Below are 14,732 nucleotides of genomic sequence, written 5' to 3' on the forward strand. Positions count from 1 at the left end.
TCGCTATCTATGCGATGCCGCCGAGCCAACCCGGCGGCATCGATGCGTCACAGACCGTCTTACTGTTTGACCGCCTGGCCCAGGCCATCCAGATCGGGACCGTAGTTGCCGGGTATCGTGGAGAACTTGATCGTGTTGGTCGTGCCGGCTTTCAGCGGCACCACGACCTGAACGCTCGACAGGATCGGGAAGTCCCAGGTGCCTTCACCCGGAAACTGCACGGCAACCGCCGGCCCGTTGTTCACGCTCACATTCAACGCGCGCGGCGCACCGCCACCGTCATCCGCGCTGATGTACACGACGGGAACCGCGTACTGTCCATCGGCGGCAGCGACCACGTTGTTGAACTGCAGGCTCGAATCCGAGTTGGTGAGATTGCCTACCTTCTCGTTGCCGCTACAGATGTTGCATTCCACCACCGCCGCGTCCTGGAGGGTATTGGCCGGGTCTGCTGCCGCATAGATGACCGGCGGCAATGCAGGTTGCGGAGCGGCGATCAGCGTCACCTTGCCGACTGTCGGTGCGTGACGGCCCGGGTTGGGGAGAACGAACGTCAACTTGTTGCTGCCCGGCTGGAACGGCATGTACAGCGTGATTCTGCCTTGGGCATTTCCGGTGGTAACGGGAAGCGTAATCGTCGTGAGGACGCTTTCGTTAAGGATCAGCGGTATCTTCAGCGCGGACTTCCCTGCGTTCTGGTAGTCGACGTCGATGTACCCGCCGTTGGTCGCGTTCAGCGTATAGCGTGCTACGCCGGCTTCGTGCGCGAGAGGAGTGGCCGGCTCGACTTTCGATGCATCGTCGGTACCGGTGATCGTTAGCATGACCGAGCCACCTGCCGGTACGTTGGCGACCGTGTAGCTAGACGCATGCGAACCGAGATCCTGGTGTGCCCAGATGTCGCGGACACTGGCTGAAGCACTGGGGCTCAGCCCGAGGTCTGCCCAGTTCACCGTGATCGTTGCCGCGGTCCCCGTCGTGTTGAGCAGGACTACCGCGCGGCGACCTTGACCGGACAACAGCTTGGCCCACACGCCCAGACCGTTGCGCGGCTCCGCAACGCGAATTGCCTGCATACCGCGTACGTCCTGATCGACGGCCAGCACTTCGGGGTTGGTCAGCGTCGCCATCGTTGCGGTGCTAACCGGCGTCGTCAGGTCGAGACCCAGGATAAGCGGCGCACCCGAAATCGCCCACAAGCTCATGTGCGTTTGATCCTGCGCAGCCGTCAGACCGAACCCGGCAAGCATCATGTCCGCATCGTTATAGACGCCCGTATGCTGCGCTTCCGGAAACAGATTGCCGTAGAAATTCTGGTTCACGATTCGGGAGAAATCGGGCGTGCTTTGGTGGCCCGGTGTGCCCGTGTCGTATGTGATGTCCTCCGTGCTTCTCCACAGATCCGACACCTGTCCCCAGTCATACGAACGACCCGTCTTGTCGACATGGAAGCTGTTCGGATTGATGCTGTAGACAATCGGTCGATTCTTCGCGGCCCCTGCGCTGTTCAGTGCATCGCGCATCATCTGGAAACCCGCGACCTGATCGTCGACCGTGCCGTCCGGCGAACACCAGTCGTACTTCACGTAGTCGACGTCCCATGAAGCGAACGTGTTGGCATCCTGGACTTCGTGCCCAAGGCTGCCCATCGGGGTAGTGTGTCCTGGGTACAGGTTATTGCGCTGCGCACAGGTTTCGGCTGCAGGTACTTCGTAGATGCCGAACTTCAGGCCGCGAGCATGCACGTAGGCGGCCAGCGCCTTGATGCCGCTCGGAAACTTGACGGGATCGGCGACCAGGTTGCCTTGCGCATCGCGCGACGGCGCGAACCAGCAATCGTCGACGTTGATATAGCTGTAGCCCGCTTTCTTCAGCGCGCCATCTTTCTTTACGCCACCGGAGATCACGTCCGCGGCTGTCTTCACCAGATCTTCGGTGACGGTGCAGCCGTATGCATTCCACGAGGCCCAACCCATCGGCGGTAACGCGATCGTGCTTTGCGTCGGGCTTCCTCGTTGCGAGAGTGCATCCGCAGCCGATGCTGCCGACGTGGCGGTGTTCGCCACGGCCTTCAGGGCACTCGCCGCTTCGGTGGAATTCTGGTCGCCGCCGCAGGCGACCAGGCCGAAGACCATCAAGACGCTCACGAAAAACAGATACGCCTGCGTGCGACTCAGGGTTTTCATGATTTTCCTTGGTTGAATGAAACCGGGGGCTTCCCGGTAAGCTGCTGTACGGTGTTTTGCTGCAGGCCTTTCAGTGCTTCAGTTCAGCTGTTCACGAAAGCGGCCGCAGGTTGCCGTCGAATCTCGCCGTACCGTTTTCAGGCACCGCTACGGCTCGCACCACACTGCCGTATTGCAACGTCGTTCGTGTGCCGCCCACGCTAGTGAACTTGACCGACGACAGCGCGCCGCGGCTCCACTTGAGATCGACCGAGAAGCCGCCTTTCGCGCGCAACCCGGTGACGTGCCCCGTGCCCCATTGCGACGGCAACGCGGGCAGTACCGTGATGCGATCCATCCTGCTTTGCAGCAGCATTTCCAGAATCGCTGCCGGACCACCGAAGTTCGCATCGATCTGGAACGCCGACGAGTTGTTCGACAGCGCATACGCATCGAACATGTTGGCGAACGTGCCGTCGATACCGTCGTTGCCCTCGGAGTAACGCAGCAACTTCGGGATCATCGAATAGCTGGTCGCGCCATCGTGGAAGTGCGCCCAGCAGGCGATGCGCCATGCAAGCGCCCAGCCGAACGAATTGAAGCCGCGTGCCGTGAGCAGTGCCTTTACGCCGGCCACGAGCTTCGGATCGCTGTCGAGCGTGATCCGCTCGCCTTCGAACCAGCCGATCAGCGGCGAGAGATGGCGATGCCCCACCTCGCCGACGATGCTGTCGTCCATCCATTCCTGTAGCTGCCCGGTCGTCGGGCTCACTTTCGGCAGATAGAGCTGCGATTTCAGACTCGCGATGGTCTGCGCGAAGCTGGCATCCTTGCCGAGCAGTCCGCTAGCAATGCCGTAGTTGGTGAACAGATCCCAGACGAGTTCCTGCGCAAACGTGATGCCGAGTTGCTGGTGCGGCCCCTGCTCCGGCGACCAGTCCTTGTCGTCGACGAGCAGGCCCGATACGGGGTCCCTGATCAGACGTGCCTGCCAGAATTCGCAGGCCGACTTCATGACGGGATAGATCCTCGCGAGATACGCCTTGTCCAGCGTGTACTGGTAGTGATTCCACAACGTGCGGCAATACCACGCGCTGGCAGGCGGACTCCAGTCCCAGCCAATCGAACCGTAAATGCCCGTCGAAACCGCCACCGTCCAGCCCGCCACCTTGCCGTCCGAATTGCTGTAATTCACGTTGGCGGCATCGTTGAAGTGATTCAGCGTGGATTGCTGCCACGACGGCAGCTGCCCGGTGACGTAATCGACAAACGGTTGCTGGCACTCCGGCAAGCCGGCGCGATCGGCCAGCCAGTAGTTCATCTCGATGTTGATGTCGGTGTGGTAGTCGGCCATCCACGGCGGGTTGTTCGTGGTGCTCCACAGGCCTTGCAGATTCGCGGGCAGCGAGCCGCGCGACGATGAGATCGTGAGGTAGCGTCCGAACTGCACGTACATCGCTTCGAGTTCGGGATCGGCCACGGTGGGGCTCGCCTGACGCGCGACCAGCCGCTCCGGAATCGTCAGCGCTCGTTGCGCATCGGTCGATTTGCCGAGATTGAGGTCCATGCGTCCGAACAGCGCGCGGTAGTCCCGCACGTGACGCTCGAGCAAGTCGCGATAGCGCCTGCCCGCTGCGTTTTTCACATCGGCGATCACGGTCTCGCGCGGACTGATACCGGTCAGGTAGTTGTCGACGTAACGACCGTTGTAGTCGGTGCGCGCCGCCACGATGATCGTGAGCGCCGGACATCCCTGCAGCGTGATCTGTGCGGTGGCCGCATTGAGCGTCGCGCTACCCGCGTCCGGCACAACGGCCATGTAGGTCGAATACAGCTCGCCGCTGCCGCCCACCGTACCGGAGAACGACAGCGCCTGATTCGATTCGCCGACCGTCTGCGTGCCCTGCCCGTCGACGAGCGAAATCGTGCCGTTGTACGTACCGCCGTGAGACGCGAGACGGATCACGATCACGTTGTCGGGAAAGCTGCTGAAGATCTCGCGGGTATAGCTTCTGCCGCCGACGCTGTACTGCGTCCGCACGATCGAATTGCTGATGTCGAGCGAACGCTGGTAGTTCGTCGCTCCAGCGTGACCAGGCAGATCGACGTAGAGCTTGCCCAGCGACAGGTAGCTGCCCATCCCTGTCGTCGTGTAGGCGAGATCGACGACGTTCTTGCTGCCCGACCACAACGTGATTTCGTTCAGGTAGAGCGCTTCACGGTCGCTGGCGCCGCCGGCCATCGCGCCCAGACGTCCGTTGCCAACCGGCAGACCTTGAAACTGGATGCTGGACTCGACCGCGGGCGAGTCGTAGTTGAACAGCAGCGCCTGATCGGGGGAAACGAGCAATGAATCTGACTGAACTGAAAGGGAAGCGGGATCGGAGGTGGCGGAGGGAAAGGCGGAGGATTCACCGGCGGTACCAGATGGAGAGCTGGTGGCAGCGCCAGCATGTCCGGCAACCGGGATGATGGCGGCGACGCCCCCTAACTTCAGCAGCTTGCGCCGCTTTTGATTGACCAAAATTTTCATCATGTCTCCTGGTAAGATTTATGCGTAATCCACCTATGAATATTTCGTTCAAATATGCACGGGTAATGTTTGGTCAGACATTAGGTTTTTCCCCTGGAACGGCATTGCAAATAGTGGGATTATTCGCGGTCGACTTGCGCGATATTCAGGTCGTTTTTTCGATTTAAATTAGTTAAACGAATCTTTTATCGCGAGGCTGTGTCTCGATATTTTCGTTCGCTCAATGCGTGCGCTCAGGATCGATTTATGTTTCCCTGTTGTTCAATAAATGTGGATTACTGATTTATTATTTATGGTTTTACGCTGGCTTGCTGTCAGCCGGTTCGCTGCGCTCGCGCAGCGACGCGAGCCGCGAGAATGCCGCCTAGCGCTCCGCCGAGATGGCTCTGCCAGGAAATGCCCGGCACGAGCGGTAACACGCCGGACAGCACGCTAAGGCCATAACTGCCCGCGACAAACAGCGCCACCACGATGGAGAGAACGCTGTGCGTGTACCACCCTCGCGCGACGAGATACCCGGCGTAACCGAACACCACACCGCTCGCGCCGATATGCACGGTGTCCGGTGCACCAAGCAGCCACGCAGTCGCGCCGGCACCGAGCATGCCGGCCAGCGTTGCGAACCAGAACCCGGCGATGCGCGGCCACATACAAAGCCAGCCGAGCACGACGAGCGCGCCCGTGTTTGCCATCAGGTGCGCGAGGTTGGCATGCAACCACGGTGCAAACAGAATGCCGACAAGGCCGCGGAATGTGCGAGGCACGACACCATACTGTGCCAGGTTCAGGAACGGCAAAGCCGCCGAGACCGCCCAGACTATCCACATGGAGCCGACAAAGCAGACAAGGAGTACCACACGCGGTTTGAGCGAGGCAATGGAACCGGGTGCGTTCGAACTGGTTGCTGTGACTCTCGTCATGGCTCGATGGTCCTGAATATTCTGTGTTTCATTACCGGTGTTCTGTTGAAATCTCTGCGCCAGATAATACTCACAAAACCCTTTTCCAGCAGTACGCGACGGCAAGCCAGAGCACCTGAAAATTCTTCCCACTATGACGTCGCTAACACCGCGATGTGATAACACCCGGCATCTCAAAACTCACTTCTTGTTCAATTAGGCTTTTAGCTCCAAACAGCGGTAAAAACCGGCTCTATGTGCTTAAATGAGTGAGCCAGTACTGGTCATGAAATATTAAATATGCGTGATAAATAGGATTCCAAAACTACGAGGAGACAAGCGATGGTTCTACCCAGATTCTGACGCGATAAGTACGGTGCCCCGCAGCACCACTGAGTACATCCCCGAGTACACCCAATCCAGCAGGTTATCTCCGGCTTCCCGGATCGGCCTGCTTATGTCGGCGACGCCCGTGCCCAAGCTATCGCGATATTGGATGCATGGAAGCGGACCGTAAAAAGATCGCCGGCTCCGTCCAGGAGAGTCTTCGTATGGGCCTGAAACTTCGCTTACTCGCAGCCGTTGCAGCAGCGGTCACAACCACGCTGGCGGCCGCTGCGCCGGTTACCGTCGCTGCAACCGATCCGTTCTATACCTACACCGGCAGCACACCGCTATCTTCGATCCCCCTGGGCACCGTGCTCAAGACGCGGACCGTGCCTTACCACGTCGCAGGAATCGCGACTGCGGTGACCGCGCAGCAACTGCTTTACCGCACGAACAATGCGCTGAACCAGCCCGTGGTCAATGTGACTTCGATCATCCAGAGTCCTGCCAGCAATGGCCAGGCGATCTCCTATCAGTCGGCCTACGACTCGTTGAATCCCTACGATGAACCGTCGAAGGTTATCGCCGGAGATCAGGACATCAGCAAGATCATCAACCTGGGGAGCTTCATCTACAGTGCGGAATCCATTCCGCTCGCCCTGCTGCTGCAGCTCGGGTACAACCTCATCGTGCCCGATAGCGAAGGTCAGACCGCGGACTTCGCAGCCGGCCCCGAATATGGCATGACGACGCTCGATTCGATTCGCGCTGCGATCAACACACCTTCCACTGGCCTGAGCCCCACCACGAAAGTGGCAATCATCGGCTATTCGGGTGGCGCGATCGCCACCAACTGGGCCGCGCAACTTGCGCCGACCTACGCGCCTGATATCAACAAGCTGCTCGTCGGTGCTGCCGAAGGCGGAGTGCTCGTCGATCCCGCTCACAACCTGCACTATGTGAATGGCAGCATAGTCTGGGGCGGCGTTGCGCCGGCAGCGCTCGTCGGTCTGGGGCGCGCGTACAACATCGACTTCACGCCGTACCTGAACGATCAGGGGGTCGCGGTGTTCAACGACATCCAGAATCAGTCGCTGGCCTACATCCTGCCGAAGTACCTGGGACTGCAGTGGGCTACGTTGCTCAAGCCGCAGTACGCGAATGACATCAACAGCATTCCGGCCTACGTGAAGTACGCCAACGTGGTGAATGCCGGGCTAGCTGGATCGCCGACGGTTCCGATGTACATCAGCCAGGGTTATCTGGGCATCCTCAACGGTTCCAATCCCTTGCAGTTCGGCGACGGCGTGATGCTTGCCACCGATGTGCGCGCGCTGGCGCAAAAGTTCTGCGCGAGCGGCACGTCTGTCGTGTACACCGAATACCCGCTCGAACACGCGGCTACCGCGGCCGCGTGGGCAGTGGGCATGTTGCCGTGGCTGTACGATCGTTTCGCGGGGAAAACGGCGCCGAGTAACTGCTGGCTCACGAGCCTGCTGCCAAGCAGCTCACTGGCGCCGGAGACGGTTCACTAGGCGTTAGCTGACGCATTCACGCAAGAGGTCGACTTGCGTTGCTCGAGGCCATCGGCGCGATGCCGATGGCCTCGAGACGCATGCCACTACGCTTCAGTCAGACAATCGATCAACGTCCGATGCTCCGCATAGTCGGGCATGGTTGCGGGCCAGGTGATCCAGTAGGTGCTGTCCATCGCGAGTGCGTTCGTCGTCAGGCGCTTGAGGCGACCGGCCGCGAGCGCCTGCTGACACAGCGGCAGTGAGCCGAGCAGTACGCCCGCACCGGCCTCAGCTGCATGCAATGCCAGCACGAACGTATCGAATCGCAACGACGGCACGGCAGGCAACTGTGTTCCGTTGACTGCACACCAGTCGCGCCAGCCCACTCTCGGTCCCGAAGTCGCGATAAGCGGTAGATGTTCCCAGCCGCGTTTTTTCTTTCCGCTCAGCGCCGGAGCAGCAAGCGGCGCAAGTTCCTCCCTGAAGAGACGCTTCGCCCGACGTTCGGGCCACACGCCGTCGCCGAAACGAATCTCGAAGTCCGCCTCCGCCGGGCCATAGTCGGGCAGCCGCTGCACGGTTTCAAACGTCAGCTGGACATTGGGCAGTGCAGCGGCGATCGCTGGCAACCGCGGCGCGACCCAAAGCGCGATCACCGACGCAGAAGCCGCGATGGTAATTTTCTGCCGCGGCGACTCGAACAGATTGACGGTGCTGCCCAGCAACTGACCGAACGCCGCCTGGATGTGCGGCAGCCACGCCTCGCCTTGCATCGACAGCACAACCCCGCGAGCCCGCCGGTCGAACAACGGCGCGTCGAGCCGCGCCTCGAGATTCTTGATGCGCTGACTGACGGCCGCCTGTGTCAAACCGAGTTCGTTCGCCGCCGCCGTAAAGCTTCCAAGGCGTCCGGCCGCCTCGAACACGCGAACCCATTCCAGAGGCGGAAGACCCGTAGTCGGCTTGTTCATGAGTGGCTCGCAACCGTGAAGTCGTGTTAGCCCGGTACGTTACATGAAAAGATCGTTTGCGCCGAACGGTGCTATCGAGGATAGATCCGACGCATCGCCGCCACGGGTTCGCAACGTTACTTGATGTTCGCGCCGACGACCTGATCCCAGCGCTTCGTGATGACCGCATTGAATGCGTCCTGCTGGTCGAGGGTCGGAAATACCGCCTTCTCATAAGCAGCCGCGGGCGGCAGTTTCGCCATCATATCGGCGGGAATCTTGTGGGTTGTCGTCAGATCCTTGAAACGAATCGGATGGCAATAGCCACTCAACCACGTCAACTGGCCCTTGTCGGAATAGAGGTATTCCATCCAGAGCTTCGCGGCATTCTGATGCGGTGCATACGCGCTGATCGCTTGCGCATACATGCCGGCAACCACGCCGGTCTTCGGCACGACGACCTGCACTTTCGGATTGCCCTTCAGCGAGTCCCGATCGGCGAGCGCGTTGTAGTCCCAGCGAATCAGGATTGGCGTCGTGCCTTGCGCGAGTGTTGATTCCTTGCCGATCACGGGGACGAAGTTGCCGGATTTGTTCAACTCCGCGAAGTATTGCAGGCCTGCATCGCCGGCCTTTGCGACGTCGCCGTGCGCGCGCGACAGGCCCGCAGCGAATACGCCCAGAATCGCTTGATTGGACACGCGCGCATCGCCTGCCAGCGATATTGAACTGGCGTAGTCGGACTTCTGCAGATCGGCCCAGTCAGTGGGAATCTTGCTGACGAGATCGGCGTTCACCTCAAACGAGAGCACGCCGTAGTAGTCGCCGTACCAGTAGCCATCGGCATCCTTTGCCTCGGTGGGGATGGTGTTCCACGTCGCCACCTTGTACGGTGCGAGCAGACCCTCCGCTTTCGCTTTGGGTGCGAAGGACAGGCCGACATCGATGGCGTCCGGCGCTTGCGGACCTTTGTTGCCTTTGTTCGCGCGGATCGCTTCGACTTCGTCGCCCGACCCTGCGTCCGGATTCAGCACGCTGACGTTGAGACCGTACTTCGCCTTGAAATCGTCGACCAGCTGGCCGTAGTTGCACCAGTCACGCGGCAGTCCCATCAAGGTCAGCTGGCCTTCTGCCTTTGCGGCAGCGATCAACTGTGCGGAAGGTTCGGCCCACGCCGCACTCATACCTAGCAGATTCGCTACGCCCAATGCCGGAAGACTCGCAGCAGCCAGTTTCAGGTAATTCATCCAATAGATTTTCATGATTTTTCTCCGGGATTGACATTAGATAGGTACAAATGCAACGGATGAGCAAGAGCCTGTCGGCCATCTGACTATTCGATAAAAAATATCCGATGAAAGCGGCGCCCCAGTGCCCTGTGTCTCCAGCAGAACGACCGCGATCGAAGCGCCAGAATGTTCGACATGTATTCGCTGCGAAGCCTCTACAGCACGCGGGATCAGCACCAATAGAACACAGAAAAATTCATGCTTCAAAGAATTTCAATAAACATCCCGGCATTTACATCGAGCAACAAGAATATTATTTATTCCCCGTGTCAAATCAATGACATTGCGCTAATTATCATTATTATTTTTACAATCAATTGATATAAACGAAATTACCCAATTGACTCCGAATTAAACGAAATCAATTGGGTTTTATCTTCCACCACCGGCCGCGTTCACCTCATACAATGCGCGTCCACGATCCGTTGCACCAACGGCGCGTAGTACGCGAAGTCGGGTGTGCTCGCACCAGTGACTTTCCCCGCATCGTCCGCCAGGCGAACCTTGATCACATCCTCGAGATTCGGGTTCTGGCTAAAGCGTGCTACCTGCTCATCCGTCATCGGACCGCCCTGAAGCCGCAGCGAATGCACGGATGCTGGCGACAGTTTCGCGAAGTAACCGGGATCGACGGCACAGAGATAGCGCTTCGCGGCGACATGCAGACGAACGCAATCGGTCACGACGCGAGGAAAGAATTGCTCGACCACGACTGCGCCAGCCGCATCGTGATAGTTGTCCTGCGTGTCGCTCATCGAGAACGCACCGAATTCGCTGGTGAAATGACCGATGTCGTGCAGCAGCGCCGCCACGATCACCGTATCGCTTTCGCCGTTCTGTTCGACGAGATGCGCGGCCTGGAGCATATGCTCGGCCATCGTCACACCTTCACCGAGGTATTCCTCGCCACCGCGTCGCGCAAAAATATCGCCGATAAACGCAACGATGTTGTCGGCATCCAGTGTCGGTTTGATCGGAGTCGTCATCACGCGTGCTCCCGTTGTTTCTCGATGACGGCCAGCTTCGACAGCAACCCGTCCTTGTCCGCATAGCATCCCTGCAGCCAGCGGGAGCCCTCGCCCGAATAGCCGCGACGCGCATGCAGAACACGTGTGTTATCGACGATGAATGACTCGCCGGGCTGGAGCTTGAAAGCCACCTGCATATCAGGTGAGTCGATCAGTTCGCCCATCCGGCGATACGCGCGGTAGTAGTCGTCCATGTCGTCATAAGGCACATCGACGATGGCGCTGGCCGACCGGTTGTTGAACCGCACCCCGACGAGTTCGCCATCGGGCATCAACTCGATCATCGGACGACGCGAGCGCAAATGAACACCGGCACTGCCGATGTATTCGAAGCGTGCGCAGTAGCGCGTCAGCAGATCGAAACCTCGCGGGCTTTCCTGCTGCAAACGCTCAGCCACGCGAAATCCGTCCACCACCATGTTCTCGCCGCCGGTCGCCGAGTTTTCGAGGCAGTAGAGCACCTGTAGCGTCGGCACCGGATCTCGATAAGGGTTGTCGGTATGCGCCTGCAAACCGAGCCCCGTGAACGCGAGATTGTTCGGGTTAACTTCGGTCCGCACCTCAAAGATCTTGCCGTAGTTGGTTTCGCGGACGTAGCCGAACAGATCGACGACTTCGAGAAGCGCAGCGGGTTTCACGGGGCCGCCCGACAGCTTGGCAAAACCGTAACGGCGCATATCGTAGAGCCAGTCGCCGAGTGCGTCCTCGCTGCGGCTAACCGCCGTGAAATCGGCGCACGGAACGTTCTGGGCGAGGCCTGCGTCCCACGTTTCGATTTCCGTTGCGGTCCAACCCGGTGCCTGGGGACGCAGCCCGTCGTACGCATGTGCAGCGAGCCACGGGATGTCGTAAGCGATCTCCTGGTTGCCGGGCCGGAAGGTCACCCAGACGGTCTTCCCGTCAATCGAAGCGGAGGCAACCCGTGTGTCCGGCGAAATATCGCCGAGCGTAATCAGCCGCTGACCGTTGCCCTGCGCCCGGGTCGATGCATCGCTTGCGTTGTCGCGCAGCCACATGGCGTGAAAGCGCCGCTCGATGCCGTCGCTAAACCTCACGGCTAGCGCTTTCCCGTCGTCCAGAATGCTCGTCGTTTCCACGTTTTTGCCCGTCGTTTGAGTCATCACAGGCCGTATTTCATACCCGTTCCGATCCAGCGACAAACAATCGATCTTGGGGACGAGACCCCGAAATGGTTATGGCTCGTGGACAACAAACAACAACAAATAACGCGAGCGCCAGAAAGCAGAAAGCCCTCACGAATGAGGGCTTCCGTTCTTACTGCCTGTCCAGCTTTTATTGCACGTTCGAGCGCTACACCGTCACGCTACAACCGCACCCTGCTTACGCAAAATTCTTCGCTGCAAAGTCCCAGTTCACGATGTTCCAGAACGCCTCGACGAACTTCGGACGCGCATTGCGATAGTCGATGTAGTACGCGTGCTCCCATACGTCGATCGTCAGCAGTGCTTTTGCGTCGGTGGTGAGCGGCGTAGCGGCATTGCTCGTCGACACCAGGTCGAGCGAACCGTCTGCCTTCTTCACGAGCCATGCCCAACCCGAACCGAACGTGCCGATGGCGGTCTTCGTGAACGCTTCCTTGAACGCGTCGTAGGAACCCCACTTGGCATTGATCGCATCGCCCAGCGCGCCCGACGGTGCGCCACCACCTTGCGGCGACAGGCTGTTCCAGAAGAACGTGTGATTCCAGATCTGTGCCGAGTTGTTGAAGATGCCGCCCGACGACTTCTTCACGATCTCTTCAAGCGACAGGTTCTCGAACTCCGTGCCCGGAATCAGATTGTTCAGGTTGGTCACATAGGTCTGATGATGCTTACCGTAGTGGAAATCAATCGTTTCCACAGAGATGAACGGCGCCAGGGCGTCCTTCGCGTAAGGAAGTTCCGGGAGGGTAAATGACATGGTGCTTTCCTTCTATCTGTTTGTGGGGGAGTTCGCGGGTGACGCTGTAGAGCACTCGATTGTAGGCGAGTTGGAATAACCCCGCAAACCAGCGGCCTTTATGATCGGCATCGCACGGATGCAGCACGGAACGTGCCGCGCGAGCGACGTAATAAGCGCCCGCGCAGCGACACGCCAAGGTCAAAAGTACGGTGGATGAAAGCGTCGTTAGAAACCATCGGTAAGACGTGGCTGCACATCGGCGAGCGCTATGTCAGCTGTACCGTCGGCAAGATGCACCGTGAACCGCCGGCCGGGCTTTAGCGCCGACGGCTTACGCACAGCCTGTCCGCTTTGCCCGTCGAGCAGCGCCGCGTAACCGCGCTCGAGCGTGCGTTGCGGGCTCAGCACATCAAGCCGCGCAGCGAGTGTGGTCACGCGTGCCGTGTGCCGTTCATGCTGCCGTAACAATGCATCGTCGAGCCGCTGTGCAAGCCGTTGCAGCGTCGCGCGATGCGTGGCCGTATCGGGACGCCAGCGTTGCCAGCGCATCTGCAGCAGCGCAAAACGCGCTTGTGCATCGCGCACCGGCCGCGCGCCTGCCGAAGCGAGACGTACCCCGAGTTGCTGCAGATGTGCGCGCTGCCGCGCGAGCCGTTCCGCCGGCGACACGAGTCGGCGCGACAACCAGTCGAGTTGTTGCGCCCGGCGCTCCATCATGCGATCGAAGCTGCGTGCCAGCGCCTCATGCCGCTGACCGAGATCGCGCAACATGAGCGCACGCTGTGGGCTGACGAGTTCGGCGGCACCGGTCGGCGTCGGGGCGCGCAGATCGGCGGCGAAATCGGCGATCGTGAAATCGGTTTCGTGCCCGACGCCGCTCACCACCGGCAGTTCGCTCGCGGCAATCGCACGCGCCAGCACTTCTTCGTTGAATGCCCACAGGTCTTCAATCGAACCACCGCCGCGACAGACGATCAACACGTCCACCTCGCGCCGCGCGTTCGCTGCCTCGACCATCGATGCCAGCTTCGCACTCGCTCCCACGCCCTGCACCGGCGCGGGATAAACGATCACCGGCACATGCGGCGCGCGACGTGTGAGCGTCGTCAGCACGTCGCGCAAGGCGGCGGCCTGCAGCGACGTGACGATACCGATCGCGCGCGGATGCGCAGGCAGCGCGCGCTTGCGGCTGGCATCGAAGAGCCCTTCCGCCTCGAGCTGCGCCTTCAGACGCAGGAACGCTTCGTAAAGCCGCCCCTGCCCTGTGCGGCGCACGGCCTCCACGTTCAGTTGCAGTTCGCCGCGCGGTTCGTACATCGTGACGAGCGCGCGGACTTCGATGCGGTCCCCTTCGCGCGGCGTGAATTCGGCGTGCTGTGCGCGGCCGCGGAACATCACGCAGCGCATCTGCGCCTGGGCATCCTTGATCGAGAAGTACCAGTGGCCACTCGCGGCGCGCGTGAAATTCGACACTTCGCCTGACACCCAGACGAGCGGAAACGAGCGTTCGAGCATCGTGCCGATCGCTCGGTTGAGCATCGACACCGGCACGACCGCATCGCCGCCGGTGGGCAGCGACGATGAAAAGGAACTATCGGAATTCATGCGAGGAATAATCAGAGGAAAAGCCAAAGGAGCACTCGGACAGCCGACAGACGATAGTCCGGGCGGCCCGCGCCGTCCAGCCCTGCCGCATAAAATGCCGCAAGTGTCCACACGGCCAACCAGCTGCGCAAAGCGCGGACCCGACACCGCGCAAAGGCTCATGAGTTCGTGGCATCTATTTGATTTGCATGGGTTTTTTATCTATCCATGATGCATTGAAGTCGATCCGGGGCTTTCTGCGCGGCCTTCCCCGGGCGTCACAGGGCAACTTCTCCACAAAGTTATCCACAGGCAGGCTGCGTGTGCTCAACGCAAAACCGTGGCGGCGACCCGGCCCATGCGACTTGCCGCATACGACGCCCGCGCGCTAGAGTGCCGGGTCCCGGGCGTTCCACGCGGATGCCGGGCGGGTGGCATGCAACACGTGTGGCGTCCGCGCTTTTCGTAGCAAACCGCTTGCGTCTTTTTTCATCCTGACTGCCTGGAGAATCGCGTCGATGTCTTATCTGTGGATCGC

10 protein-coding genes are annotated in these 14,732 nt (G+C 60.1%); 1 reads left to right on the forward strand and 9 read right to left on the reverse strand.

The window, feature by feature from the left end; translation table 11 throughout:
- Window positions 1-59 precede the first annotated feature (59 nt).
- The 3 genes from BWP39_RS06280 to BWP39_RS06290 form a co-directional block, all read right to left on the reverse strand.
- A complete protein-coding gene (locus BWP39_RS06280) occupies window positions 60-2,186 on the reverse strand; it encodes an alpha-galactosidase D (RefSeq protein WP_096717862.1) in 2,127 nt (708 codons plus the stop codon).
- A gap of 91 nt (window positions 2,187-2,277) precedes the next feature.
- Window positions 2,278-4,701 (reverse strand): glycoside hydrolase family 95 protein, encoded by a 2,424-nt coding sequence (locus tag BWP39_RS06285; protein ID WP_096717864.1) that lies wholly within the window; start codon window positions 4,699-4,701, stop codon window positions 2,278-2,280.
- A gap of 311 nt (window positions 4,702-5,012) precedes the next feature.
- Complete coding sequence (locus BWP39_RS06290) at window positions 5,013-5,618, reverse strand: rhomboid family intramembrane serine protease (protein ID WP_096717866.1); 606 nt, start codon at window positions 5,616-5,618, stop codon at window positions 5,013-5,015.
- Between the two features lie 530 nt (window positions 5,619-6,148).
- On the opposite strand from BWP39_RS06290, the gene BWP39_RS06295 reads away from it, so the two are divergent.
- The gene (locus BWP39_RS06295; protein ID WP_096718601.1) at window positions 6,149-7,459 is read left to right on the forward strand and encodes a lipase family protein; all 1,311 of its coding nucleotides are present in this window, start codon (window positions 6,149-6,151) and stop codon (window positions 7,457-7,459) included.
- 86 nt (window positions 7,460-7,545) lie between these two features.
- Here the strand turns inward: BWP39_RS06295 and BWP39_RS06300 are convergent, their stop codons facing one another.
- The 6 genes from BWP39_RS06300 to xseA all read right to left on the reverse strand — a co-directional run bounded on the left by BWP39_RS06300 (window position 7,546) and on the right by xseA (window position 14,215).
- A complete protein-coding gene (locus BWP39_RS06300; RefSeq protein ID WP_096717868.1) occupies window positions 7,546-8,412 on the reverse strand; it encodes a LysR substrate-binding domain-containing protein in 867 nt (288 codons plus the stop codon).
- A 116-nt stretch (window positions 8,413-8,528) separates the two neighbouring features.
- Window positions 8,529-9,653 carry an ABC transporter substrate-binding protein gene (locus BWP39_RS06305; RefSeq protein ID WP_207556613.1) on the reverse strand — a complete coding sequence of 375 codons (1,125 nt, stop codon included), beginning with the start codon at window positions 9,651-9,653 and terminating at the stop codon, window positions 8,529-8,531.
- A gap of 422 nt (window positions 9,654-10,075) precedes the next feature.
- Window positions 10,076-10,666: a (R)-1-hydroxy-2-trimethylaminoethylphosphonate oxygenase gene (gene tmpB / locus BWP39_RS06310; protein WP_096717870.1), complete on the reverse strand. Its 591-nt coding sequence runs from the start codon at window positions 10,664-10,666 to the stop codon at window positions 10,076-10,078.
- Window positions 10,666-11,805, reverse strand: a complete 1,140-nt coding sequence (gene tmpA / locus BWP39_RS06315) for a 2-trimethylaminoethylphosphonate dioxygenase (protein WP_207556614.1) — start codon at window positions 11,803-11,805, stop codon at window positions 10,666-10,668. The genes tmpB and tmpA overlap by 1 nt, the downstream gene beginning before the upstream one ends.
- 244 nt (window positions 11,806-12,049) lie before the next feature.
- Window positions 12,050-12,628, reverse strand: coding sequence for a superoxide dismutase [Fe] (gene sodB / locus BWP39_RS06320; protein ID WP_096717874.1), 579 nt, complete (start codon window positions 12,626-12,628; stop codon window positions 12,050-12,052).
- A gap of 207 nt (window positions 12,629-12,835) precedes the next feature.
- On the reverse strand, window positions 12,836-14,215 hold the full coding sequence (xseA, locus tag BWP39_RS06325; RefSeq protein ID WP_096717876.1) for an exodeoxyribonuclease VII large subunit: 1,380 nt from the start codon (window positions 14,213-14,215) through the stop codon (window positions 12,836-12,838).
- Between the last annotated feature and the right edge of the window lie 517 nt (window positions 14,216-14,732).

The organism is Paraburkholderia acidicola (assembly GCF_002362315.1).
GTDB classification, from domain to species: Bacteria; Pseudomonadota; Gammaproteobacteria; order Burkholderiales; family Burkholderiaceae; genus Paraburkholderia; species Paraburkholderia acidicola.